Annotated in this window: 26 protein-coding genes; 6 read left to right on the forward strand and 20 right to left on the reverse strand. The window is 71.3% G+C overall.

The window, feature by feature from the left end; translation table 11 throughout:
• Positions 1-532: 532 nt before the first annotated feature.
• The 4 genes from ABZW30_RS42310 to ABZW30_RS42325 form a co-directional block, all read right to left on the reverse strand.
• Complete coding sequence (locus tag ABZW30_RS42310; RefSeq protein ID WP_355676642.1) at positions 533-1,006, reverse strand: DIP1984 family protein; 474 nt, start codon at positions 1,004-1,006, stop codon at positions 533-535.
• 257 nt (positions 1,007-1,263) lie between these two features.
• The gene (locus ABZW30_RS42315; protein WP_355676643.1) at positions 1,264-1,725 is read right to left on the reverse strand and encodes a hypothetical protein; all 462 of its coding nucleotides are present in this window, start codon (positions 1,723-1,725) and stop codon (positions 1,264-1,266) included.
• A gap of 111 nt (positions 1,726-1,836) precedes the next feature.
• Positions 1,837-2,490, reverse strand: coding sequence for a hypothetical protein (locus ABZW30_RS42320; protein ID WP_355676644.1), 654 nt, complete (start codon positions 2,488-2,490; stop codon positions 1,837-1,839).
• Positions 2,491-2,561: 71 nt separating this feature from the next.
• A complete protein-coding gene (locus ABZW30_RS42325) occupies positions 2,562-3,074 on the reverse strand; it encodes a hypothetical protein (RefSeq protein ID WP_355676645.1) in 513 nt (170 codons plus the stop codon).
• 556 nt (positions 3,075-3,630) lie between these two features.
• On the opposite strand from ABZW30_RS42325, the gene ABZW30_RS42330 reads away from it, so the two are divergent.
• The gene (locus ABZW30_RS42330) at positions 3,631-3,951 is read left to right on the forward strand and encodes a hypothetical protein (RefSeq protein ID WP_355676646.1); all 321 of its coding nucleotides are present in this window, start codon (positions 3,631-3,633) and stop codon (positions 3,949-3,951) included.
• Between the two features lie 495 nt (positions 3,952-4,446).
• A complete protein-coding gene (locus tag ABZW30_RS42335; protein WP_355676647.1) occupies positions 4,447-6,552 on the forward strand; it encodes an NACHT domain-containing protein in 2,106 nt (701 codons plus the stop codon).
• 224 nt (positions 6,553-6,776) lie between these two features.
• On the opposite strand, the gene ABZW30_RS42340 is transcribed toward ABZW30_RS42335, so the two are convergent.
• The 4 genes from ABZW30_RS42340 to ABZW30_RS42355 all read right to left on the reverse strand — a co-directional run bounded on the left by ABZW30_RS42340 (position 6,777) and on the right by ABZW30_RS42355 (position 10,485).
• Positions 6,777-8,036, reverse strand: a complete 1,260-nt coding sequence (locus tag ABZW30_RS42340) for a hypothetical protein (protein ID WP_355676648.1) — start codon at positions 8,034-8,036, stop codon at positions 6,777-6,779.
• A gap of 240 nt (positions 8,037-8,276) precedes the next feature.
• Complete coding sequence (locus ABZW30_RS42345; RefSeq protein WP_355676649.1) at positions 8,277-8,504, reverse strand: hypothetical protein; 228 nt, start codon at positions 8,502-8,504, stop codon at positions 8,277-8,279.
• 69 nt (positions 8,505-8,573) lie between these two features.
• On the reverse strand, positions 8,574-9,455 hold the full coding sequence (locus tag ABZW30_RS42350) for a hypothetical protein (RefSeq protein WP_355676650.1): 882 nt from the start codon (positions 9,453-9,455) through the stop codon (positions 8,574-8,576).
• A 118-nt stretch (positions 9,456-9,573) separates the two neighbouring features.
• The gene (locus ABZW30_RS42355) at positions 9,574-10,485 is read right to left on the reverse strand and encodes a hypothetical protein (RefSeq protein ID WP_355676651.1); all 912 of its coding nucleotides are present in this window, start codon (positions 10,483-10,485) and stop codon (positions 9,574-9,576) included.
• Between the two features lie 545 nt (positions 10,486-11,030).
• Between ABZW30_RS42355 and ABZW30_RS42360 the strand changes: the two genes are divergently transcribed.
• Entirely contained in the window at positions 11,031-11,261 is a 231-nt protein-coding gene (locus ABZW30_RS42360) for a hypothetical protein (RefSeq protein ID WP_355676652.1), read from the forward strand.
• A gap of 308 nt (positions 11,262-11,569) precedes the next feature.
• Here ABZW30_RS42360 and ABZW30_RS42365 read toward each other — a convergent pair whose 3' ends face one another.
• The 7 genes from ABZW30_RS42365 to ABZW30_RS42395 all read right to left on the reverse strand — a co-directional run bounded on the left by ABZW30_RS42365 (position 11,570) and on the right by ABZW30_RS42395 (position 15,287).
• A complete protein-coding gene (locus ABZW30_RS42365; protein WP_355676653.1) occupies positions 11,570-11,758 on the reverse strand; it encodes a hypothetical protein in 189 nt (62 codons plus the stop codon).
• Positions 11,759-11,846: 88 nt separating this feature from the next.
• Positions 11,847-12,767, reverse strand: a complete 921-nt coding sequence (locus ABZW30_RS42370; protein WP_355676654.1) for a hypothetical protein — start codon at positions 12,765-12,767, stop codon at positions 11,847-11,849.
• Positions 12,768-13,047: 280 nt separating this feature from the next.
• Positions 13,048-13,341, reverse strand: a complete 294-nt coding sequence (locus tag ABZW30_RS42375) for a hypothetical protein (protein WP_355676655.1) — start codon at positions 13,339-13,341, stop codon at positions 13,048-13,050.
• The gene (locus ABZW30_RS42380; protein ID WP_355676656.1) at positions 13,338-13,667 is read right to left on the reverse strand and encodes a hypothetical protein; all 330 of its coding nucleotides are present in this window, start codon (positions 13,665-13,667) and stop codon (positions 13,338-13,340) included. Before ABZW30_RS42380 ends, ABZW30_RS42375 begins: the two co-directional genes overlap by 4 nt.
• A gap of 62 nt (positions 13,668-13,729) precedes the next feature.
• Positions 13,730-13,894, reverse strand: coding sequence for a hypothetical protein (locus ABZW30_RS42385; RefSeq protein WP_355676657.1), 165 nt, complete (start codon positions 13,892-13,894; stop codon positions 13,730-13,732).
• Between the two features lie 68 nt (positions 13,895-13,962).
• The gene (locus ABZW30_RS42390; protein ID WP_355676658.1) at positions 13,963-14,682 is read right to left on the reverse strand and encodes a hypothetical protein; all 720 of its coding nucleotides are present in this window, start codon (positions 14,680-14,682) and stop codon (positions 13,963-13,965) included.
• 2 nt (positions 14,683-14,684) lie between these two features.
• Positions 14,685-15,287: a sigma factor-like helix-turn-helix DNA-binding protein gene (locus ABZW30_RS42395; RefSeq protein WP_355676659.1), complete on the reverse strand. Its 603-nt coding sequence runs from the start codon at positions 15,285-15,287 to the stop codon at positions 14,685-14,687.
• Positions 15,288-15,857: 570 nt separating this feature from the next.
• On the opposite strand from ABZW30_RS42395, the gene ABZW30_RS42400 reads away from it, so the two are divergent.
• The gene (locus ABZW30_RS42400; RefSeq protein WP_355676660.1) at positions 15,858-16,220 is read left to right on the forward strand and encodes a VOC family protein; all 363 of its coding nucleotides are present in this window, start codon (positions 15,858-15,860) and stop codon (positions 16,218-16,220) included.
• Positions 16,221-16,294: 74 nt separating this feature from the next.
• Here the strand turns inward: ABZW30_RS42400 and ABZW30_RS42405 are convergent, their stop codons facing one another.
• The 3 genes from ABZW30_RS42405 to ABZW30_RS42415 all read right to left on the reverse strand — a co-directional run bounded on the left by ABZW30_RS42405 (position 16,295) and on the right by ABZW30_RS42415 (position 19,367).
• On the reverse strand, positions 16,295-17,176 hold the full coding sequence (locus tag ABZW30_RS42405) for a hypothetical protein (protein ID WP_355676661.1): 882 nt from the start codon (positions 17,174-17,176) through the stop codon (positions 16,295-16,297).
• Entirely contained in the window at positions 17,176-18,648 is a 1,473-nt protein-coding gene (locus ABZW30_RS42410) for an MBL fold metallo-hydrolase (protein ID WP_355676662.1), read from the reverse strand. The genes ABZW30_RS42405 and ABZW30_RS42410 overlap by 1 nt, the downstream gene beginning before the upstream one ends.
• A 71-nt stretch (positions 18,649-18,719) precedes the next feature.
• Positions 18,720-19,367 carry a hypothetical protein gene (locus ABZW30_RS42415; RefSeq protein ID WP_355676663.1) on the reverse strand — a complete coding sequence of 216 codons (648 nt, stop codon included), beginning with the start codon at positions 19,365-19,367 and terminating at the stop codon, positions 18,720-18,722.
• Between the two features lie 200 nt (positions 19,368-19,567).
• On the opposite strand from ABZW30_RS42415, the gene ABZW30_RS42420 reads away from it, so the two are divergent.
• Positions 19,568-20,839, forward strand: a complete 1,272-nt coding sequence (locus tag ABZW30_RS42420) for a hypothetical protein (RefSeq protein WP_355676664.1) — start codon at positions 19,568-19,570, stop codon at positions 20,837-20,839.
• The gene (locus tag ABZW30_RS42425) at positions 20,836-21,426 is read left to right on the forward strand and encodes a GNAT family N-acetyltransferase (protein WP_355676665.1); all 591 of its coding nucleotides are present in this window, start codon (positions 20,836-20,838) and stop codon (positions 21,424-21,426) included. Before ABZW30_RS42420 ends, ABZW30_RS42425 begins: the two co-directional genes overlap by 4 nt.
• A gap of 72 nt (positions 21,427-21,498) precedes the next feature.
• On the opposite strand, the gene ABZW30_RS42430 is transcribed toward ABZW30_RS42425, so the two are convergent.
• Together ABZW30_RS42430 and ABZW30_RS42435 are read right to left on the reverse strand one after the other, a co-directional pair.
• Complete coding sequence (locus tag ABZW30_RS42430) at positions 21,499-21,651, reverse strand: hypothetical protein (protein ID WP_355676666.1); 153 nt, start codon at positions 21,649-21,651, stop codon at positions 21,499-21,501.
• Between the two features lie 69 nt (positions 21,652-21,720).
• On the reverse strand, positions 21,721-22,047 hold the full coding sequence (locus ABZW30_RS42435) for a hypothetical protein (RefSeq protein ID WP_355676667.1): 327 nt from the start codon (positions 22,045-22,047) through the stop codon (positions 21,721-21,723).
• Positions 22,048-22,402 lie beyond the last annotated feature (355 nt).

Raw genomic sequence — 22,402 nt, forward strand, 5'->3', positions numbered from 1 at the left:
GGTGCGATGCCAAGTCGCATGCCCGGTTCGGGAAGCGGCTCCGGGGAAACGGACCGGTCGAAAGACCGAAACCGCGCCCCGGGCCGACTTCACCAGTGCTGGCGGGTGTCCTGTGCCGCCGGACCTTGACCGTGTGCCACTGAACCTTGACCACGGCACGGTTTGTGTCGCTGAAGATTGACCGCCCAGGTCGGCGCCCTGGAGGACCGTCCGACGGAAGGGTGCCACGACGGCTCCAGATGGCGCTTCTTGAGTGGCTCTGGGGTGGAGTAGGTGCGAGGGCCGTGCTGGTGTGCACGGCCCTCGCACCGGGTGTGGGGCGCCCCGTTCCCGCCCTCGTCGTCCGGATCTGCACATGGTAGTGAGCTGTGCGGTGTGCTCTGTCACCTGTACGCGATGCTGAGCTGCACTGTTGGTGAGGAATTGAACCCCTGCGTTGCTCTTCACGCACCAAGGGTCGGATAAACCGCCGACCCGCGGTGTGTGCACGCCTCCGTGACGACTACCTGCTTCCCACACCCAGCTTGTGGGGTCAGTCCTCGATCAGGTCGATCTCCCAGTTGGTGCGCTGGATCAGGGTGTCCACCTCGCGGATCTCCTTGGCCAGGGCGTCCGTCTGGGCGCGGAGCTCGGCGACCGGCAAGGCGGAGAGGATCCTGAGTTCGGACCGCAACTGCCGTACGGCTCCGCGCTGGTCGCGTCCGGAGGCGGCGTCGGCTGCCGCGGTGGTCACCGAGTGGCGCAGCCGCAGGACGTCCCGGCGGGCGAGGGCGTCGGTAAGGGTGCCGCCGCCCTCGATGAGCGCGGTGGAGTTGGTCCGGTTGATCTGACGGATCAGCCGCTCCAACTCGTCCAGCACCTCTCCGGCCTGGGCTAGGACCTCCGCCGCATTCTCGGCCGGCTCCTCGCCCTCCTGGTAGCGGGCGCTGCCGACGACGCGCACCCGCAACTGCTCCACCCGCCGCACCGCAGCCGCGCGCTGCGCGAGCGCTTCAGCCAGTTTCACCGCGTCATCACCTCTACGTCCCAATGATCGTCCGGTAAGTATGCACGTCAGTGCCTGACAGCGCGGTTCGCGGGGCGGGGCCAGCCGGACTGACCCGGCGGGCGCTGGGCGGGTTCATGGAACGACCATCACGGGTCCGGTGAGACCGGGCAGTCCTGACCTGGGCGGTCAATCCTTGATGACACAAACCTCTGTCCGTCAACCTTCGGTGGCAATCGGTCAAGGTCTGGTGGCGCGGGACAGCGGGTGGTCGGCCGTCAGTCTCCGAGGTGGTGGCGGAGGGCCGCGTGGCGGGCCTCGTTGCTGGCTCGGGTGTTGAGGGTGGCTGCGGCGCGCTGACGGGCGGCCAGGGCGTCGAGGCGGGCCTCTCGGGTCTCTCGCTCGATGATCTGGTCCAGGCAGAACTCAGCCCGGACCCAGCGGTCGACCACGGCGCGCACGTGCGCTCCGGCGGGCCAGCGGGTGCCCCTGGCGTGGCGGCGCAGCGTCCTGGGGTGCAGGTCCATTCGGCTGGCGAGGGTGCGGATGGCTCGGCGGGTCGGTCGGTCGAGGGGCGGGCGGCGGGTGGGGTCGAGTGGTTGGCCAGCCTCGCGGTCGAGTAGTGCGCGCAGGTGGTGCTGGATTGTGCTCTGTTGGGTGATGGGGCAGGCTCCGGGATTGCGTGCCGTGTATTTGGTGTGGAGCGGGCAGGTTCCCCGCTGGACGGCCTTTCTGGTCATGCTGGGATCGTCCCTGGTGCTGCCTGTGGAAAAGGGGCGGGTGTAAATGCGGCGGCGTCCGCCTGCCAGTGGGAATGCACTGACAGACGGACGCCGGTTTTCTGGGGTTTATCAGGCGCGGGCGTTGGGCCAGAGTTCGGGGACGTTTCCGGCGTCCCGCTTCGCTTTGGGCCAGCGCTTGGCGTGGATGAGTCGGACTGTCCACCACGGGTCGCTGGCGGGCGGGCCGTGCTTGTCGGCCTTCTTGCGGTCGCGGGCGGAGGGGAGGTCGAGGACGATCGGGCGGCCGTCCTGGGCGCGGCGGTCGGCGAGGCAGGCCGGGCACTCCAGGCGGTCGGGCTCGGCGTTCTCGTCCAGTTCGCGGTCGGAGTCGTGGGCGCCGCCGAGGGGGCCCTGGCAGGTGTAGCAGGGGTGCATGGCGTCGTTGTGGGCGCGGGCGGCGAGCAGCTTGGCGTGCTGCTTGGCGGCGGCCGCCTCCTCGCGGGCCTGCTCCTCGGCCTGGCGGTCGTCTTCTTGCTGCTGCTTGCGGTCCTTGCGGCGCTGGCGGATCAGGTCCCAGTCGGGGGTGTCGTTGAGGGCCTCGGTGAGGGTCTGCCACTCGCCGCGGCCGAAGCGCCACCAGACGGGGCCGAGGAAGCCGTGGCGGCGGATGCGGTCCACGGTGGTGCCGAGGACGGGGATCTTGCCCTCGAAGGTGGAGTAGAGGACGCCCTCGTCCTCGTGGCGCAGGCCGCGCCAGTGGTCCTCGGTGGCCGGCCATCCCACACACCGGCCACTGAAAGCAACCAACGTCCACGCTGAAAGCCAACCGTCGCCTAACAGCGTGCTGACCGGGTCTACCGGGGAGCCGGGTTGCGGGGCTCTGGCAGGATCTGCCGGGCGGTGCGCGCTGCATCCCATTGCCCGTAGCGCGCACCGCTTGGTCGGCCGGTGTTCGGTGTCGGTCGCTTTGGTCGCTGCCGTCCTGGGGGGCCGGTGGAGTGGCGTTTGTAGTCGCAGTCCGGGCACTCCAGGCGGTAGGGGTCGGCCGGTTTGTGCAGTTCGGCAATCGAGTCCGGCTTGCCGCCGATGGAGCCCTGGCAGGTGTAGCAGGGGTGCATGGCCGCGTTCGCTGTCCGGGCGGCGAGCAGCTCGTTGCGCTCGCGGGCGTCGTCGGCTTCCTTCTGGCAGTCGTAGCAGAGCTCGGTGCCGTCGCTGGCGCCGCGCTTGTAGTCGTACTCGTCTTCGCGGCGGTCGCAGCCGGGACAGCAGGTGGCCTCCAGCCGCTTGGTCTCCTTGTCCGCAGCGGCCTGGGCCTCGGCGGCCAGGCGGGCGCGGCTCCAGCGCTTGTACGACTCCTGTGGGTGCACTCCAGCCGGATACCGGACGAGGAAGTGGCAGCCTGGTAGTAGAAGGCCACCTCGCAGCTGCCCTGGTGTCCGGTTCCTGACCTTCTCACCAGGAAGGAGCCAGTAGTGAGCGACGTTGAGGGAATCCGCCTGCACCGCGGGGCGGCAAGCACGGACTTCAGGTGGGGCTCAGGGTTGATCAGCGGTTGTCGGTGGGACCGGCAGCTGGTTCCAGATCTTGAGCAATTAGCGCGGGAAGGGTCGCACGTCCCGGGCTACACAGACCCGACGTCACCTGGCGCTACCTTCGTCCCGGGATGTTTCTCCGCCACGCGATCACACCAGCCGATGCCCGGTGATCGCGTACGCGCTGTCTCAAAACCCTCCCCACCGCAGGCGACTCGCATGCCGGTCAGCGTTGCCTTCTCCGGATTTCTGGTCGCTGTCCGGCCGTGTGACCTCACGTCCATGCCCACCCCTCTCTTGCTCCGGGGGGAGCCAATCCCGAGACCACGATGAGACCGGCCGAGCCTCGATGTCCATCCGGTCCACTCGCTCTTGAAAGGCACGACCTGCCATGACGATCTTTCCGAGCCGGTATCGGGTAGCACACGTTGCCGCCGTGTTGATGGTGACTACCGCAGGCGTGGTGAGCCTCACCGCTCCCGCCAGCGCAACAGCGCTGGCCTCGACGGTGCAGACCACCCCGGTAGCTGTCGGCATGCGCGCGCCGACGCTCTCTTGCATCTCCGATGCCCAGCTGGGCATCCCGAACGGTACCTACCTGTATTGCAACAATGGCGTCACCTACGACATGCGCACCGGCCAGGCGGTCCCCAGCACCGGCTATTTGCCCCCCGACCTTTACCACAACATATTGAATTCCATCGGCCCCTGAGACACCTGAAGCCCGCCACGACGACCCGGCCGACCTCGCGCTCGCCTCGCGAAACCCCGGCCGCCAGGCACTCCCTGAAGGCCGACAGGGCATCACACCCGCCGTGCTGGCCCGTCAGAGGTTCTGCAGGTAGGCGAGCCGGACGGTGCGAACGGAAGCGCCCAGTATGCGTAGGCAGCACCACCACTGCGGGCTGGCGTAGCCCGCAATGCCGCGAGGTCTGCGCCGTCGATGGGAACGACAACACCGTTGGCCGCCATCGACGTACACAGGTTGCCGTCACCGGTCCGGCGCTGTCGGCGACGTCAAATCCTGGGAATACCGTCCCGGGTCCCGCATGATCACCGTGTGAGACGTGTGCCGAAGTGGCTTGGACCGCTGTATGCAGTGCTGGTCATGGCGTTCCTGGCGTGGTACCTCACAAGCGGCCACCCAGTCCACAACCTGGTCGCCGTAGTCTCCGCGCTCACCGGTCTGCTGGCGCTGCTCCCCAGAATGATGGACGTGCTCCGCCTCGGCCAGCATGGACCTCCGGTCGGCCGGCTGGAGGATGTGGCCGACGAACTCGCCCAGGGGGTGCGCCGGCAGTGGGAGGCCGAGGCGCAGGTTCGCCGCCTCAACGATCCTTTCCCGCTGCCGGTCGAATGGGTGGCAGCCGATGCGGACCTGGTCGAGTCATGGCCGCACTTGGGGGAGTTGGCTGGGGACTGGCCAGGCCAGTCCCCAGGCTCCGCGTGGGCTGCCGACGCGGAAGGGCTGGTCGGCAAGGGGGCCGAGATCGCCCAGGTCTTCGAACGCGTCCCCACCCACCGCCTGGTGGTTCTCGGGGAGCCCGGTGCCGGCAAGACCATGCTGCTCATCCGCCTCCTGCTGGCCCTGCTCGAACACCGCCCGCCCGGTGGCCCCGTCCCGGTCCTGTTCCCCCTGGCTTCGTGGGACCCGGCCCGGCAGGACCTGTACACCTGGATGGCCGGCCAACTTGCCCGAGACCACCCCGGCCTACGCGCCCTCGTCCCCGCCGATCCCCCACAGTCCAGCCCCGGCACCCGGGCACGCGCTCTGCTGGAGCGGCGGCTGGTTCTGCCTCTCCTCGACGGACTGGACGAACTCGCCGAAGGCGTGCGGGCCCGGGCGCTGCATGCCGTTAACCAGGTACTACCGGCTGGGCAGCCGCTGGTGCTCTCCAGTCGCACCGCCGAGTACCGCAGCGCGTTGACCCCACCGGCGGGGGCCACCGTGCTCCTGAATGGAGCCGCGGGTATCCGCCTCCTTCCCCTGGATCCCGCGAAAGCGGCCGCCTATCTGGAGCGTGACGCCGGCGGTGTCGGCACCCGGGCCGCAGCCCGCTGGAGCCGGGTCACCGCTTCGCTGGGCACCGGTACCCCCGTGTCCCAGGCGCTGAGCACCCCGCTCGGGCTGTTCCTGGCGCGCACGATCTACAACCCCCGTCCGGACGAGTACCTCGCCAGCCTCGCTCACCCCGACGAACTCCTCGACCAGGCCCGCTTCCCCACCCGCGAGGACGTCGACACCCACCTGTTCGCCGCCTTCATCCCCGCCGCCTACCGCCCCCACCCCCGCCACCCCACCCGCTGGAGCCCCGAACGAGCCCAGCGCACCCTCACCTTCCTCGCCCGCCACCTCCAGCACTCCCTCGACGGCACCCCCAACCTCGCCTGGTGGCAACTCCCCAAAGCCCTCCCCAAATACGGACTAGCGCTCGCGGTCGGGCTCAAGGCCGGGCTCGCTGTCCTGCTCGGGTACGTGTCCGCGTTCGTGCTCGCGGGCGGGCTCGCGGGCGGGCTCGGGTACTGGCGCGCGTACTGGCTCCCGTCCAGGGTCACGGGCGGGCTCGCGTCCGGGCTCGTCGGCGGGCTCAGGATCGGGCTCGGGCACGGGCTCGTGTTCGGGCTCACGTGCGCAGTGGCGGCGGCGTTGATCACCTCGTCCGCAAGAAACAGAAACCCAAGTTCAGGGATCCGCTGGAGCTGGAAAGGGAAATCCTGGCTTGCGTTCGGGCCCGCGGCCGGGTTCGGGTTCGGGCTCGTATTCGGGCTCGTGGTCGCACAGAGCAGGGGCGGGCTCCGGAACGGGCTCGCGAATGGGCTACTGGTCGGGCTCGCGGGCGTGCTCGCGGGCGGGTTCATGGGCGGGCTCAGGTCGGTACACCCCGATCTGGACAAGGCGGTGGGACCAGGCGCGGTCCTGGCTCGGGACCGTCGTACCTTCTCAGTCATCACGCTCGCGGGCGGGCTCATGGGCGCACTCGCGTACGGGCTCGTGCTCGAGCTCGACAATGGGATCGTGAACAGGGGCGGGCTCGCCAATGGGGTCGTGGTCGCAATCGTGCTCACGTTCGGGCTCCCGTTCGGGTTCGCGGCCGGGCTCGCGTCCGGGCTCCTGGTCGGACTCGTCCGGTCGGTGTGGATGGAGTTCCTGGTGGCGCGGATCGCACTGGCGGTACTGGGGCGTGTGCCCTGGCGTTTCATGAGTTTCCTCACCGACGCCCACGAGCGGCGAGGCGTACTGCGGCAGGTGGGAGCGGTGTACCAGTTCCGCCACCTCGACCTCCAACGTCACCTGGCGGGACACCGACCTTGATCGGCTGGTGCTGAACGAGGGCGTCGTCCTGGGTCGTCATCAACGACATCGCCGCCGACCTGGCGCTGCTGTGCAAGGCGATCCACCAGGCCTTCGCCATCGGCGAGGCCACCCGGCCGACCGCCCCTCGCAGGCCGGCCGTGAACCCGACGAAAGCCGACAAGTGGCTCTCGAACCCGTTGCCGCAGCCGCTCTCGTTCAACCTGCCGAAAACAGCGGACTGGTCAGAGGTTCTGCAGGTAGGCGAGCTGGACGGTGCGGGCGGCCTGTTCGGGGGTGTCGTGGAGCATCGCTTCCTGGGTGGCCTGGTCGCCGATGAAGTAGCCCTCGTACACCGCCACCCACTTCCCGGCTTCGAGGCCGGGCAGGGCGCGCTCGACCCAGCCGACCTGGTGGCCCTCGCCGAGCACGAGGTAGACGTCGGGGTTGACGGTCCACCCGGCCAACGTCCAGAAGTCGCCGAACACGCGCGGGTCCAGGGCGACGGAGACGTCGGTGGTCGGCAGGCGGCGCAGCATGGGGTCGGTGGGGACGGTGACCTCGGTGACCGGTGGGTTGGGGGTGTGGGGCGTGGTTGCCGGGGCTGGGCTGGGTTCGGTCTGCTGGGTCAGGCGGCGCTCTGCCGACTCGCGCAACCCGTACCCGGCGGCCGGGGTCTGCGGTGTTTCTCCCCGGGCCGTAACAGGGGCTGTAGCGGGGTCGGTCGCGGCGGGCGGTGTTTCTCCCCGGGCCGTAACAGGGGCTGTAGCGGGGTCGGTCGCGGCGGGCGGTGTTTCTCCCCGGGGGGTTTCCGCGGCTGCTGGGCGGTCCTGCCGGCCAGACGGGGCAGGTTCCACGGGCATCGCCGGGGTCGCGGTTTCGCCTCGGGGCGTTTCGGCTTGCGCTTCGGTGCCGGGCGCAGCATGCCGGGGCGCGGGCAGGCCGGCGGATGCCGCCTTGACGGGGCCCTGGGCTGCGGCAGCATCGGGCCGCTTTTCGCCCCGGGGCGAAACCGTGGCCTCCAGGGCGGCGTCGCCAGGCTCGGCCTGCTGGGTGGGGTGGGCGGCCAGCGTCCGTTCGGCGAGTTCGCGATGGCGGATGGTCAGGACGTGGACGGCGTGGAGGACGTCGGCCAGGGCCTGGCGCGCAAGGGCTTCGTCGCCGTCGCGGGCGGCGTGGTCGAGCTGGAGCAGGAACTCCGCGTTCTGTTGGCGCAGCTCGTCGCCGAGGGCGAGGAGCTCGGCCGCCCCGGGGCCGCTGGCGAGCCCGGCGGGCAGCGCCGTTTCGCCCCGGGGGTTTTCGGCGGCCTTGGCGGCCTCGGTGAGCGCTTTCTCCTGCCGTTCCTTCTCCCGCTGGCGGTCGGCCCGCGACGAGCAGGCCTTCGAGCAGTACTTCGGCCGGCGGCCCTTGCCGCCCCACTCCAGCTCCTTGTCACACACGGTGCAGGTCGGCGCGCCGAACAGCATCGGCTCGGTGGCCGCGTTTACCCCCGGGGAGAAACTCATGCCCGGATGCTATCCCCGCACTGAGCCGGGGGTTTTCCCCCGGGGTGAATCGCGGCGCCGCAGGCGTGTTCCAGTCGCGGCCGGTTTCGTGGCGGCCACGAAACCCCGGGGTGCCGGACGCCGCGTCAAGGTACGGCGTTGCGTTGCCGCGGCGAAGCGGCCTCCTCCGGATCCATGGCCCGGTCCCGGCCTGGACCGGGCGCGGCCCGGTGGGCCCGCCGGGTCCGCATCGACGTGCTGTCAGGCGGGGGTCTGGGCGGCGATACCGCCGGGGCCCAGGTGTCGTCGGCCGCCCTGCGCGGGGACCTGGTCGAGTCCGGCGCCGGCCTCGTCCGGGGCCGGGACGGAGAACGGCGAGCGCTCCACGGGCAGCAGTCGCTCGCCGAGCGACTGGTCGACCGCGGCGTCGGGGTGGGAGAAGGGCTGGGCCAGCGGGCGCCGTACCGGACGGCCGGAGTGATCACTCATGGCTGACAGTCTGTCACCCTGAGGGGCGGCCGCTGGCGGGGCGGTGGACGGAGCGGTCCGTCGCCCGCCTCAGTGCGGTGGCTGGGATCGCTCCGCGTACAGGTCGAGCGCCGTGCTGACGGTTCGGCAGGTCAGCTCCGTTCTTGTGCGCAGCTCGGTGACCGGGCCGGTCAGGCGGAGGGAGATGAGGTCGCCGTCTGTGGCCTGGACCTTGCGGTTCAGCTGGGCGAGGGAGCCCTTGAGGTCGCCGTGGGCGAGGGCGCTGCAGGCCTTCCAGACCCATTCCAGGTATGTCGCCGTGTCTATGCGTTCGTCTGCACTGTTCCGGAGCTTTTGTGGGAGCCGGCGGCCGGCTTCGCGCACGACTTCGCCGTAGCCGGGGAACCGCAGCGCCTCCTTCAGCTTCTTGGGGTCGTTCTGTGGTCCGCCTGCCGCGAGGAGCCGGTCGACCAGGTCCTGGTGCTTGTCCTTCTCGCTCCTGAGCGCGGGCTGCTCGGGGTCGGCGGCTGCCGGGCGCAGGACGTTGGCGGTCGCCGCCACTGTCTGGAGGTTGTGGTGGTTGGTGTTGTCGGCGTTCTGCAGGGCCAGGCGGCGGCGGATCCGCTCGTACCGTCCGGCGGGGGCGAGCAGCCACACTGCGCGGGCGCTGTTCTCCAGGGCCCCGCGCAGGAGGGTGAAGGAGCCGTAGGAGTGCAGGAGCAGGGTCATCTGCCCGGTGTTCTCGTGCTGGACCAGAGAGGAGCGCAGGCAGTGAAGGTGGTCCACCGCTGTCTGGATGGCGTGCTGGGCGGCGTGGGAGACCTGGTAGGGGTCGGTCTTGGCGTCGTCGCCGGCAAGGGAGCTGCCCGGGGGCACCCGCCAGTGACTCTCCCGCAACGGCTCGTACCAGGCCAGGAAGTTGTCGAGGTGGTGGGTGGTTGCGCGCAGGTGCTCGGTGACGTCGTCTTTCATGCCCAGACTCTACGGAGACAGGTCCGCGCGGCCGCGGGGATTTTCGGCGAGCCCGGTGCCCGGGCGGTTCCGGCAGGCCGGGCACCGGACCCTCACCGCGGGGCGGGTTGTCGCAGGGTCAGCTCTCGAGCCTTTGGTGGAGGCGCGCGGCGATCCGGGCGTAGGGCGCGAGGAAGTCGGGGCAGCTCAGTTCGGACGGCTCGGGCAGTCGCCGGTGCCCGGTGCCGAACCCCGTGAACGTGGTCCATCCCAGGGTGCGCAGCCCGGCTCGGTCCATGTCGCGTTCGACGCCGTCCAGGTAGGCGTCGTCGACCGGGATCTCCTCGCGGACCTGCAGGATCAGGCCGCTCAGTTCGACGGGCAGGTGGGGGATGCCGAACAGGAACGACAGGTAGCGCTCGCGCAGCACCGCGGCGCTCTGCTCCGGGCTGAGCGGAATACCTCGTTCCTCGAAGGTGTCGGGCAGCGCGATGCGGCAGTCCGTGTGGGGGAAGTCTTCGACCTGGGCGACGGCGACGTGCATGGTGGCCACGTCCCGGTCGGGGAAGGACCAGTTGCGGTCCGGCAGCAGCACGACGACGTCGTAGTCGTCGCGGGCCTGCGCCACGGCGACCTGCAGGGGTGCGCGGTCGCTCGCCGTCATGGGCCCGGGGTTCCAGACGAAGGTGTGATGGGCCAGCAGGCCAGCCCCCGTTGGGTGCTGCCACAAGATGGCGCTCGTCGGCTCCGGCGGGGTAGGCACCGAGATCTCACGACGACGGCCTCGGCGGACGAGACCCGCCGTACGCCAGCGGCTGTTGGCCTCCTGGAGCAGAAGGACGCGCTGCCCCTGTTGGGCCCAGGTCGCCGCGATCCCGCCGACCAGTTCGTAGAGGTCGCGCCCTCCACTGGCCAGGAAGCGCAGTACGGGCATCCGCCGGGACCGCCGGGCCGCTTGTGCTTGACGGGTACGAAGGGCGGAGGTGAACTTCGCGCCGGCCCGGGCGTCCTGGCGGGCGCCCTGAGCTGCCGTGGTCTGGTTCTTCGGCATGATGACGAGGTCTCTCCGGTCGGGGGCCACGCCCGCCCCGGCCAGACTCGTACGGCTGCTGCTCGAATCGAACAGACATCGGTCGCGGGCCTCGGAAGACCTTGACCACCCCCGGCGCGGCGTGGGCCCGGGTGATGCGGTGGTGAGCGGCGTACGCGTCTAGCCGTCGTGGACGGTAGCCGAGACGGCAGCGGCGGCCAAGCGACGCCACCGAGAATCCCTCCGACGGGTGACATGGCCGAGCAGCCGGTCGGCTCCCTCGACCGAAGGCCGTAGTGTCCAGGACCAGGCCGAACGGCTCGGGCAGCCGGATCGAGGTGCCGACGTCGGCCTACCGGTCGCCGTCCGACTGGTCGAGCAGGTCGGCCGACCAGGCCCGTGCTCGCCACTCCCCCTCCCAGAGCGCCAGGTCGCACACCGAGTAGCCGGGCACCCCCGCCCGGGGCCGGTCCGTGGGCGGTGCCAGTCGGCGTCGCCCCGCTGCCTTGTCCCGGCCCGGGATGCTGCGCCGCAGGCCGCACGGGTTTGCGATCTACGATGGGCCGGTGTCCGACACTGATTTCCCTGCTGACCTGCTCGAACTCCAGCGCCGCTGGTACACCGCAGAGGCCGATCGGGCCGCCGATCCGAACGAGGAGAAGCGGTCCGCGTTCACCGCGGTCGGCACCGAGCTGTACGCCCACCCGTACTGGGCCAGCGTCAAGAACCGGCACCAGGCCGACATGAAGCTCAAGCAGGCCGCCCGCCCGGACACCGCGCAGGAGCCAGCGGCCTGACCACTCGCACTACACGACGCCGAGCACAGGGTCGCGCATCAGCGGGACGAACAGGCGGCCTCAGGCGGTGGCGGGGCCGCAACGGCCGGCTTGGCGTGATCCGGGCCGGATACTCGGCGCGCTACCGGCAAACGCCGGCTCCGGGCTGCTGTTCCCGGCGCAGCATGTCGAAGTGACCTGACGGTGACGACCGGGGAGCCGGTCCGCTGCCCGCTCGGGGGTTCGGGTGCGGACCGGTCCTCTCAGTGTGTGCGGGCTGGCGCCGCAGTGCCGCCGGGGTTGGTCTGGAGCGGTGTCGTTGTCGGCGTTCACCAGCTCGCCGGACCGTCGTGGAAGTCGGCGGGTTCCGGGGCTTGGCGGATCGCGTGGGGGTGGTGGAGGTACCAGCCCCAGGCGTCCGGGCCGGGGCCCCAGCGGACGAGGGCGACCCAGGTCGTGGATCCGTGGTGCAGGCGCCAGCGCTCCACCCGGCCCGGCCGCCACCGGCCGCCGGCCACCGAGCCGGACCTGCACCCACCGCCAGCGGGGCTCGGTATCCCAGCTCCGGCCCGGAGCCCGCCATCAGCTCGCGGCGCCCGCTCCGCGTTATGCCGGGCCCTGTTTTCCTTGGTCATTTGACTGGGCGTCACCCGGGCGACGAGGCCGAGGCGTCCGGAATCGGCCACTGATTGGCAGCTCCGCCACCTGGCGGTCATCGAGCTTGCCGAGGCTGCCAATCAGTGCAGTCAGCAGCTCCCGCCTGGCCTGCGTGCGCTCGTCTGCTTCCTCGATCGAATTGGCGATGTCCCTCACCACGGTAATGCGCCGGTCAGCCAGGGAGCGTGCCTGCATGCGTGAGGCCTGTTCGATCACACTGTCTCGTGAACGATTGGACTGGTAAAGGAAGATCCCCGACAGCAGGCTGGACACCGTTCCGGCCACAGCAGCCACGATGCCGGCTTCCACCTTCCCCTTGCTGCCTCCGCTGAGCACCGCCGACGCGACGCCGGCGAAGAGGATCAGCGCGCCCAGACACAGGAAGAACGTGCTGACCCAGAAAGTAACCCTGGCTTGGAAGATCCCCTGAGCGTAGGAGTCCTCCAACATCCGTTCCTGACGGGCCGCAAACGCGTCAGCTGCTTGTGTCCCACTGAGCCCCGTGCGGGGCTCGTCGCCGTGGACGTGAATGGTGAGGTCGCCTTCTGCGCGGTAGACGTTCCCCCCTTCAATCACGCGCTTTGCGCGTTCACGTTCCTTCTTGATGAGGAGGTCGAACCCTTGCCACACCACGCCAGTCGCGAAAAGGAGGTATCCGATCACCTGAGCCCAGGAAGTCGAGGCGTCTTCCAGCGGCGTATCGCTGAACGAACGTAGCTGCGGGGAAATCAGAGCCACAGCGATGCCTGCGAGAGTGAGCCCAACCCTAAGTTTCAGCCCCACTCCCACGACGTTCTGGGTACCACCCGAGCGGACGTGGGGGCCATCTGCTGTCCCCGGTGACGCCGCCGCCAGCTCCTCTTCCTTCACGTCATGCTCCCCCGCGTGTCAAATACGTTCAAGGCAATGCCAGTCGGGTCGATGCGTCGACAGTGGTGAATCCTCGCCTATCGTTCCAGACCAGAGGGCACTGAGCGTTAGCTTTCCGTTTAACCTCGCAGGTCACCCGACCTGCTGAACTGCGCTTCTTCCCGGGACACCGGAGGCGGCCGTCCTCCACGCTTCGAGATGTCGAGTCACGATGCACGAGAGAACGGCCGCTGCGTATGAGTCTCCCCCTCGACCCGCCCGCAGGCGACGGGTTGGGCAGTCACAACCACCAGGCCGGTTCGACGTCGGCAGCCGGATCGTCATCCCGGCCGCGGTCGACGACACGGTGGCCGACCTCCAGCTCCTGGGTCTCCTCACGGAGCAGCTCGGCGATCCAGTCGGCCACGCTCGTGGGGAGGCGGACGGTGCGTTGTTCGATTTTGTACGGGGTGCCGATGGTCAGCCAGACGTCGGCGCCGGTGCCCGTGCCGGGTGCGGCGGCGTGGTCGGCGAAGGCTTCCAGGGCGTCGGCGAGGTCGGCGGCGGCGGCCTCGCTGTCGTTGTCGCTGTTCACCAGCTCGCCGGACCGTCGTGGAAGTCGGCGGGTTCCGGGGCCTGGCGGATCGCGTGGGGGTGGTGGAGGTACCAGCCCCAGGCGTCCGGGCCGGGGCCCCAGCGGACGAGGGCGACCCAGGTGGTGGATCCGTGGTGCAGGCGCCAGCGCTCCACCCGGCCCGGCCGCCACTGGCCGCCGAGGCGGATTTGCACCCACCGCCAGCGGGGCTCGGTGTCCCAGCTCCGGCCGGGGCCGGACATCAGTGCGCGCGGCGCCCGCTCGGCGTCGCCGGGCCGGTGGTCCGGGTGGCCGTGGGGGCGGGAGAAGGGGACGGCGCTGGTCACACCCCTCACAATAAATCGAACAGGCGTTCCCATTCAAACGCTGGGGGCCGGCGTGGGCGGCATCAGGGCCTGCGGTTGAGCAGCAGGGCGAGGATGGTGCGGGCTTCGCGGCGGCGGGTGGGGTTCGGGGCGGTGAGGGCGGTGAGTGTCAGTGCGGTGAGGGTGAGCAGGTAGCCGGTGGCTGAGGTGGCCAGGGCGATGGCGGCGGGGTCGTAGGCGGCGTGCATGGGTTTCTCCGTTCGGGTGGGCCCGCCCGCACCGGTCGGGCGCGGGCGGGGTGGAACGGGCGGGTGGGTCAGTGGGAGGCCAGTTCCTGGAGCCGGTCGGCGATGGCGTCGGTGGGCAGGCTCCGGAGGCCGCCGGCCTCGTCCTCGCGCGGCAGGCCGTTGATCGCGTCGCGCAGGGCGCGGTCGGGGCGGGGAAGGCCGGCGGGGTCGGGCAGGGGCGGGGCCAGGCGGGAGGCCAGGCGCGCGTAGCCGGGCAGGTCGGGGAGTTTGGGGGCGATGGGGGCGCTGGTGCCGTTCTCCAGGCAGGCGGCCTGGTTGAACCAGTTCTCGGCGTCGCGCAGTTCGCCGCGGCGCAGGTGGTGCAGGTACATGCAGTAGGCGGCGAGGTGGCTGCCGGCGCCGGCCGCGAACTGCCACCACCAGGTGGCCGAGTGGTGGCGGCCGGCCAGGTCGAGCAGGCAGCCGAAGATCAGGGCGCCGTTGGGTTCCCAGTCCCTGGCGAGGCTCTCGATCTCCTCCCAGGAGCCGGGCTCGTGGATGACGACCGTGGCCAGGGCCCTCAGGTCGCGGCGGGCGTCGGCGTGGATGCCCGCCGACCCCGGGAACGGCGGCAGCTGTCGGGTGGCGGGGGCCGCGGCCCGCTCGGCCTGGCGGGCGGCCAGGCCTTCGGCGAGGTAGCGGCGGCCGGCGTCCAGGTCGTAGCGGGGGCGGTCGGCGGGCAGGGGGCCCGCCGCGCCCAGCAGGAGGTCGACGTCGGGGAGGTGGGGATCGTCCTCGTGGGGTGTCACGGTCACTCCTGGTCCTTGTCGGTGGTGCCGGGGCGGAGGAGCCGGCGGGATCGGAGCCGGCCCTCCAGCTTGGTGCGGGCCTGCGTGGTCAGGGACTTCACCGTGGCCTCGTCGGTGCCCATGGCCTGGGCCGTACCCGCCACCTTGAGGCCGACGACGAAGCGCAGCACGATCACGTCGAACTTCGCCGCGGGCAGTTCCTTGATGGCGGCGCCGAGCGCCATGCCCTCCTCCAGGCCCTCCACGGCGGCGGTGATGGCGTCCAGGTCGTCCAGGAACGGCTCCCCCTTCAAGCGCAGCGCCACGGAGAACGCGACGCGCTCGTCCAGCCGGTCCCGGTGCTCCCGTTCCACTTCCACCAGGTGGCGCAGCGCGGCCCAGGCGGTGGCGGCGGGCTGGGGACAGGTCAGCACGCGGTCCCAGCAGTCGCCGAGTTCGACGAAGGCCCCGCTGACGATCGTCTGCGCGAGGGCGGCGTCGCCGAGGCAGGCGTAGGCGTAGTCGAAGTACGCGTCGGCGTGGAGCCGCTGGAACGCCTCCAGGGTTATGGGGAGCTCCACCCCCGGGGCGGTGCCGGCGGTGTCGGCGAAGGGCGGCTCGCTCACGACGACGCCTCCCCGGCCGGGTCCGGGACACTGCCGCGCGGCCGGCGGGAGCGGCCGGAGCAGGGCAGGACGGGTGCGGCGGCCGCAGCGACGGGCCGCGGTGGGACGGGGGGATGGATGCACATGGGCTTCGGGAGTCCTTGTCCGTTGGGCGAGGGACATGATCACGCTCTGCTGGGGGTCGTGAGCAGGGCGTGCTGTTAGGTGCATCAAATCCCTCGAACAGACGAAAGGTTCACGTCCCGAAGGTAAAGAATTTCGGAGCGTCACATTCCGGCGTTTAGGCGTCGCGATCCGAACCCTGCGCGGCACGCTGGCGGTCAGAGCCGCCCCGTTCCGCTCGCCTGCCTCGCCGCCCGTTCAACTCCTGGAAGCAGGGCTGCCCCGCAGCGCAGCCGGTTCGAACGGCGTCCCCCCGACGGGGAACGGAGGCGGCGCCGATGGTGCTCATCGGTGGACGTGGCCGGGCCGGCTATGCCCGGCGATGCCTCCCGGCCCAACGTTGCCGGATAGGCGAAGGTGACGACGCCGTCCGGGCGGCGCTTCTACGATGACGACTAGGAGGTTGCGTTGTTCAAGAGCATCCGCACGGTGATGGTGTTCGCGCTCGACCCGGAGACGTCGGCCCGCTGGTGGGGCGACCTGCTGGGCGCGCCGGTGAAGACCGAGGTCAACAGCGACACCGGCGCGGTCTACGCCTGGGTGGAGCACGACGGCGTGGAGCTCGGATTCCACCCTGCCGACGACGAGCGCAACCCGAGGGGCGGCAGCCCGGTCGTGTACTGGTCGGTGGACGACGTGGACCGCGCGCGGGAGTGGCTGCTGGCGGCCGGTTGCATGCACCACCGGGGTCCGCTGCGGATCGAGCACGGGCGGCGCATTGCCCAGCTGCGCGACCCGTTCGGCACGGTGATCGGGATCGACGGCCCGTAGAGCGTGGCCGTACGGCCGAGCGCCCCCGCTGGCGAACCGGAAGGGTTCGGACGGGGCGCTCGACGTCGGTGGTCTCACGTGTCCAGGCCGTGTAGTCCGCGCAGTCCGGTGGCCGTGGCGAACGCGCGCAGCGCCTCCTTCAACGAGACGGCGGTCCAGCTCGCGCCGCGCGCGCAGGCCGCCTCAAGGTAGACGTCCAGCACGCGGGCGGGGCTGAGGTCGTGGCCGGCCTGCCGGTAGACGGCGGGCAGGGTGACCAGGTCGATCAGCCCGGTCACGTCCGGGCGGACGGTCTCCACGTCCAGCAGCACCAGCTCGCCGGTGTCGCGGCGGCGCAGGTGCTCGGGCTTGAGGTCGAGGTGCCCGAGCGGCACCAGGCCAGGCCCGTAGGCGTCCTGGTACATCGCCAGGACCTCGCCCCACGCTGCGGTGTCGGTGATCCAGTACGGGGCCGGCCCGTGGAGCTGGCGGCCGGTGCCGAAGGGGGCCATCGCCTCGACGGCGGCCACGTCCAGGCGCAGCGAGGCGGTGTGCACCGCAGCGACGCACTCGGCGAGCGCCGTGACCGTCTCCGGGCTGCTCCAGGCGGCGGCCTGCGGTAGGTACTCCAGCAGCAGGGAGGAGCTGGCCTCGCCTTCAGAGTGCAGGCGCGCGACGGACGCGGCGTCGGCGAGCAGGTCGTAGGCGAGGCTCTCGCCAGCGAACGCGCCCGGGTCGGCGTGCAGCTTGAGGATCTGCGGGCCGGTGGGGGTGTGCACGGTGAACACGGCAGCGGTGTACCGGGCGGCCACCAGGCGAAGGGTTCCCGCGACGCCGGGGTGGTCGGCGTCCAGGGCCCGCCGGGCTCGGGCCAGCAGGGTCTGCTCGTCGGTGGGCATCGGGGTGGCCAGCCACCCTGCGGGGCGGATGCGGGCCAAGCCCGTCAGCGCCTCGGCGGCGGTGGCCGGCGCCGCCATCACCGGGCACCGGCCGGCGCCGGGAGGATGCGGTGGTAGGACAGGGCGGCCAGGTCGGGGCGCTGGTGCTCGCCGTAGACGCGGAAGAAGGCGTAGACGGGGGAGTCGAGCGGGGCGCCGATGCTCCAGCACTCCATCGCGCCGCCGCCCACGTCCCACACCTGCAGGCGGCCCTGGAGCAGCGCCGCGTAGTCCTGGAAGAACACCTCGGCGCCGAACGGGAACGCGGCCATGGCCTCCTCCCGGTCGGTGGCCTCGACGCGCACGAAGGTGGCGGTGGTGATGTCCCAGGCGTACTGCAGGAGTTCGCCGCCGGGGCCATCCTTGAGGCGCAGGACCATGCGGTGCGCGCCGAGCGGGCCGGCCAGGTACTCGTGGATGCTGGTGGCCACGGCGCCGGTGCCGGTGGCCAGCATCTCCCGGCCGAGCCGGGGCAGTTCGGCCTCGACCAGGGCGAGGGCCTGGTCCCAGTCGGCGGGCGGCTCCGCGAGCGGCGCGAGCTCCACCTGGCCGGGGTCGTTGAGGAACTTGGCGTGCGCGACCAGGGCCTCGTACTCGAAGTCCTCGTCGATGCGCAGCCATCCGACCTGGCCGCTGGTGACCTTCTCGGCCGCCGACGCCGGGACGGTCAGGCGGTCGCCCGGGCGCGGGCCGTGGACTTTGAACATCAACTGCAAGCTGTTGGCGGCGGTGGCCATGGCGGGGTGGTCGGAGTAGAGGAACGGGCCGTGCGGGCTCTGCGGGGGCAGGAACCCGTTGCCGCACAGGGCGACGTCGGCCACGCCGGGCAGCGGGGCGAGGACCTCCAGGAGCAGCTGGTGAAGGACGGCCAGGCCGGTCTTGTGCCGGGTACCGTCCAGGCCGGGCAGCAGGTTCACCGAGGACGCGGGCATGCCGGGCGGCACGATCTGGGAGTTGTTGGAGACCACCGCCATGCGCGGGGTGGGCTCGGTGCCCTCGGCGACGGCCTGCAGGTAGAGGTCGGAGGGGTCGGCGTCGACCGCGATGAACACCGAGGGCCCATCGGCGACCTGCACGCACGGCTGGACGACCCGGTCCTCCCACCACAGCGTCTTGGCGCCGGCCGGGTAGAGCGTGAGTCGCAGGTCGCCGAGCCGCAGCGGCGTGCTGTGGTCGATGCGGTGAACGGTGAATCCGAGTCTGGCGATGGCCTCCTCGACGGCGGCGGGCAGCAGCGGGCCGCTGTAGACGGGCACGGTGCGCGGCAGCAGGTCGAGCGAGGGCAGGTGGAAGTGGTCGAGGTGCTCGTGTGTGAGCACGACGGCGTCCGGGGTCGGCATGAGGCCGGTGTCGATCTCGCGTGGCGGCCACACCCGGCACTCGGCCCGACCGGGCAGCCCGAAGTGGGTCTTGAGGATGGGGTCGATCAGCACGCGGTGGCCGCCGCCCTGGACCAGCCAGGTCTGGTGGCCCAGGAACGTCAGCTCCAGGCGGGTGTCGGTGGTGTTCACGGCGCTGCTCTCCTTCCTGCGGGGTGAGCCCGGGCGAGCCGACCGCGGTGGTCGGCCCGCCCGGGTAGTGCTCAGTGGTGGTAGGTGTGCGGGGCGGCGGTCAGCGCGCCGGTGCCCACCAGCCGGTTCACCTTGGCCTGCAGGGCGGCCAGCTTCTTCGGGTCGAGCTTCGTGTTCTTCTGCATGGCGAATCTCTCCTTCACGGGGGTGGTGGTGTGGTGCTGTCGGCGGTCGCCGACGTTCAGGGGCGCCGTTCGGCACGGGGCGACGGAAGGTCGGGGGAGGTGACGGGCGAGCGCCTGCGCGAGCAGGCCCGGCTCGGTCAGCCGCTCGGGCTGTGTGGGCAGGTGCAGCCACCGGGCGGCCTGGAAAGGGCGCCCGTCAGCGTCGATCGCCGGCACCGCGATGTACCGGCCTGCGGGCAACAACCGGGCCGGCGCCGGCCAGGACGAGGCGGGACTGCCCAGGCCGACCAACCACAGCACGTGGTGGTCGATCTCCTGCACGACCGGACCGAGCTCGGCCCGGCCCGGATCGGTGGCCAGGTCCGCGAAGACGGCCAGACCCAGCTCCTCAGGCATCCACAGCGCATCCCATCCCCGGCCGGAGCGCCAGGCCGTCACCGAGCCCGGCCCGCGCAGCTCCTCCTGACCGGCCGACAGCCAGCCGCGGACCTCGGCCAAGTCGGGGCGGGCGAGCTGCTGCGCGGGGGCGGACATGCCGGATCACCGTCCTTCTCGTCACGGGAGACGGCCAGGACACTCAGGCCCGGCCGCCACACCAGTGCAGCGCCAGGCCGTCACCGAGTCGAGGTCAGACCTGAGGACATGTCAGCGGCCATTTGTCACACGGCGGTACGGTGCCATCGCTCAACGTGTCCCCGAACCACTACCGTCGCACCAAGACCCGGAGGTGCCGCATGAGTGAGCCCACCCCAGGCAACGCGCTGTTCGTCGCCGAGCGGATCCGCCGCGACTGGCACACCCAGGAGGACTTCGCCACCGCCTACCGGGCCCACGCCCTGGCGATCGGCGAGCCGGTGGACATCTCGGTGCGCCAGGTACGGCGCTGGGAGTCCGACCACCCGGGCTGGCCCCGCCGCGACGCCCGCCGGGTTTTGAGCAGCATGTTCGGCGGCATCGACTTGACGGAGCTCGGGTTCGTTAGGCCCGCCACCAGACGGCGCCCGGCAGCACCGCACCAGGAACAGGAGGAAGACGTGAAACGCCGAAGCCTCTTCCTGCTCGGCGCCGGCGCGCTCGCCACCACGGTCCTGGCGCCCGACCGCATCACCCCGACCCACGTCCGCAGCCTCCACGACGCCGAGCAGACGCTCTACAACGCCGACCTGCGCCACGGATCGGCCCAGCTGCGCAGCCAGGCCGCCCACGCCCTGAACGCCGCACACAACTGGCTGCAGACCGGCAGCTACACCGAGGAGACCGGCCGCCAACTCCACATCGCCACCGGCGAGCTGAGCGTGGCGGCTGGCTGGCTCGCTCATGACTCCGGCCTGCCGGGCAAGGCCCGCTCGCTCTACACCGAGGCCCTGGCCAGCGCCCGCATGGCCCGCGATCTCGGCCTGGAGGCCCACGCCTTCGGCTGCATGTCCTTACTCGCCCACGCCACCGGCCACCCCCGCGAGGCAGTCTCCGCCGCCCAAGCCGCCCACCAGGCCGCCGGCCCCCTCGGCTCCCCGCGCTGGCTGTCCCTGCTACACATGAGGGAGGCCCGCGGATGGGCCCTCCAGGGCGACCGCGCCGCCACCGACCGGGCCGTGGTCCGCGCCCACCACCTCTACGCCCAGGGCCCGGCCGACGGCGACCCGACCTGGATCGACTTCTACACACCCGGCGAACTCGCCGGCCTCGAATCGCTGTGCCGCGCCGACCTCGGCCAGTACGAGCGCGCCGCCGCCGGCGCCGAACAGGCCGTCCTGCTGACCGCCGACAGCCACGCCCGCAACGGCGCCCTCTACACCGTCGACATCGCGCTGCACCACCTGAACCGCACCCGGCCCGACCCCGAGGCCGCGGCCGACGCCGGACACCGCGCCCTCGCCTACCTGCCCGAGGTCCAATCCCAGCGCCTGCAGCGCGCGCTGCGCGACCTCGCCAGCGCCATCGCCCCGCACCGAGCCCGCGCCAGCACCGACTGGCTCGACGCCTACCAGGCCGCCACCGCAGGATGATCCGCACCACCGAGGAGAAGAACGTGACCGAGCAGCAGCCACCCCGCCCGCAGACCACCATGCGCCGCTACGGCCCGGGCGATATCCCAGCTCTCCTCGACACGCTCACCGAGATCTGGACCGATGCCCACCAGGGCGACCGCGAGAGCGCCGAGGCCGGCTTCGACTCCGACAGCCTCCGCCGGCAGATCACCGGCCACGCCGCCAAGCACGACGGCTTCACCCTCATAGCCGCCTACCGCGACGGTGAGATGGCCGGGTTCGGGTACGCCTTCCCCGCCACCCCGTCCTACTGGTACGGCGACCAGCTGCTCCCCTCCATCCCCGAACCCGCCCGCACCACCACCCGGCTGATCGGGGTGTGCGAACTGGCCGTCCGCCCCGGCTGGCAGGGCCACGGGATCGGCACCGCCCTCCACACCGAACTCCTGCGGGTCCTCGCCCCCGCCTGGTCCTCCCTGCTCGTCATGCCCGGCAACCGGTCCGCCCGCCGCCTCTACGACCGCCTCGGCTACACCTACGCCGGGCCCTACCAGGCCGGCACCGACGGACCGGTCCTCGACCTGCTGCTGCGCGCCGTCAGCTGACCGCGCAGATCGAGAGATGTCCAATGGGAGGCCGTCACCCTACGGGTGGCGGCCTCCCTGCTTTTACTGCCTCTACAGGGTGCGGCCGACCCACTGCGCGACGTCGCCCTGCGCGGTGTGCGTGATGGTGATCTGGTAGGGCTCGCCATGGATGTCGAGGATCGCACTGGCGGGGAGGCCGGTGATCAGAACAGTTCCGGCGTAGGGGCCGACCTTCGAGTGCATAGTCTGCACCTCTGCCACCCAACATCCCAGTCGCCACCAACACCGCGCGGGTGAACCGGGAGTGCCGGCTCACCACCAGGCCGGTTCGACGTCGGCGCCCTGGTCGTCATCCTGACCTCGGCTGGCGGCATGGTGGTCGGCTTGCAGCGCCTGGGTCTCGTCGCGGAGCAGCTCGGTGATCCAGTCGGCCACGCCGGCGGGGAGGCGGAGGGTGCGCTGTTCGATTTCGTACGGGGTGCCGATGGTCAGCCAGACGTCGGCGCCGGTGCCGGGGGGGGTGGCGGCGAGGTCCGCGAAGGTCTCCAGGGCGTCGGCGAGGTCAGCGGCGGCGGCCTCGCTGTCGTGGTCGGCGTTCACCAGCTCGCCGGACCGTTCGGGTCGGTCGGCTGTGGGCACTGACGGATTGTGTCGGGGTGGTGGAGGTACCAGCCCCAGTCGTCGAAATCGGGGCCCAGCGGACCAGGGCGACCCAGGTGGTGGAGCCCTGGTGCAGGCGCCAGCTCTCTATCCGGCCGGGCCGCCACCGGCCGCCGCTACGGATCTCCACCCACCTCCAGCGGGGCTCCGCATCCCAGCACCGGCCGGGCCCGGACATCAGCTCACGCGGCGCCCGCTCGGCATCACCGGGCCGGTGGTCCGGGTGGCCGGGGTGGGGGTGGTGAAGTCGGCCCGGGGCGCGGTTTCGGTCTTTCGACCGGTCCGTTTCCCCGGAGCCGCTTCCCGAACCGGGCATGCGACTTGGCATCGCACC

It is taken from the genome of Kitasatospora sp. NPDC004669, from assembly GCF_040609455.1.
In the GTDB taxonomy this organism is placed as follows: domain Bacteria; phylum Actinomycetota; class Actinomycetes; order Streptomycetales; family Streptomycetaceae; genus Kitasatospora.

Bases quoted from the DNA above. Each gene is read 5' to 3' on its own strand.
- ABZW30_RS42330 (WP_355676646.1), top strand. From the start codon at position 3,631: ATGACGATCTTTCCGAGCCGGTATCGGGTAGCACACGTTGCCGCCGTG.
- ABZW30_RS42430 (WP_355676666.1), bottom strand. From the start codon at position 21,651: ATGCACTCGAAGGTCGGCCCCTACGCCGGAACTGTTCTGATCACCGGC.
- ABZW30_RS42405 (WP_355676661.1), bottom strand. From the start codon at position 17,176: ATGGCGGCGCCGGCCACCGCCGCCGAGGCGCTGACGGGCTTGGCCCGC.
- ABZW30_RS42335 (WP_355676647.1), top strand. From the start codon at position 4,447: ATGATGGACGTGCTCCGCCTCGGCCAGCATGGACCTCCGGTCGGCCGG.
- ABZW30_RS42315 (WP_355676643.1), bottom strand. From the start codon at position 1,725: ATGACCAGAAAGGCCGTCCAGCGGGGAACCTGCCCGCTCCACACCAAA.
- ABZW30_RS42420 (WP_355676664.1), top strand. From the start codon at position 19,568: ATGAGTGAGCCCACCCCAGGCAACGCGCTGTTCGTCGCCGAGCGGATC.
- ABZW30_RS42415 (WP_355676663.1), bottom strand. From the start codon at position 19,367: ATGTCCGCCCCCGCGCAGCAGCTCGCCCGCCCCGACTTGGCCGAGGTC.
- ABZW30_RS42425 (WP_355676665.1), top strand. From the start codon at position 20,836: ATGATCCGCACCACCGAGGAGAAGAACGTGACCGAGCAGCAGCCACCC.
- ABZW30_RS42385 (WP_355676657.1), bottom strand. From the start codon at position 13,894: ATGCACGCCGCCTACGACCCCGCCGCCATCGCCCTGGCCACCTCAGCC.
- ABZW30_RS42355 (WP_355676651.1), bottom strand. From the start codon at position 10,485: ATGCCGAAGAACCAGACCACGGCAGCTCAGGGCGCCCGCCAGGACGCC.
- ABZW30_RS42345 (WP_355676649.1), bottom strand. From the start codon at position 8,504: ATGAGTGATCACTCCGGCCGTCCGGTACGGCGCCCGCTGGCCCAGCCC.
- ABZW30_RS42350 (WP_355676650.1), bottom strand. From the start codon at position 9,455: ATGAAAGACGACGTCACCGAGCACCTGCGCGCAACCACCCACCACCTC.
- ABZW30_RS42340 (WP_355676648.1), bottom strand. From the start codon at position 8,036: ATGAGTTTCTCCCCGGGGGTAAACGCGGCCACCGAGCCGATGCTGTTC.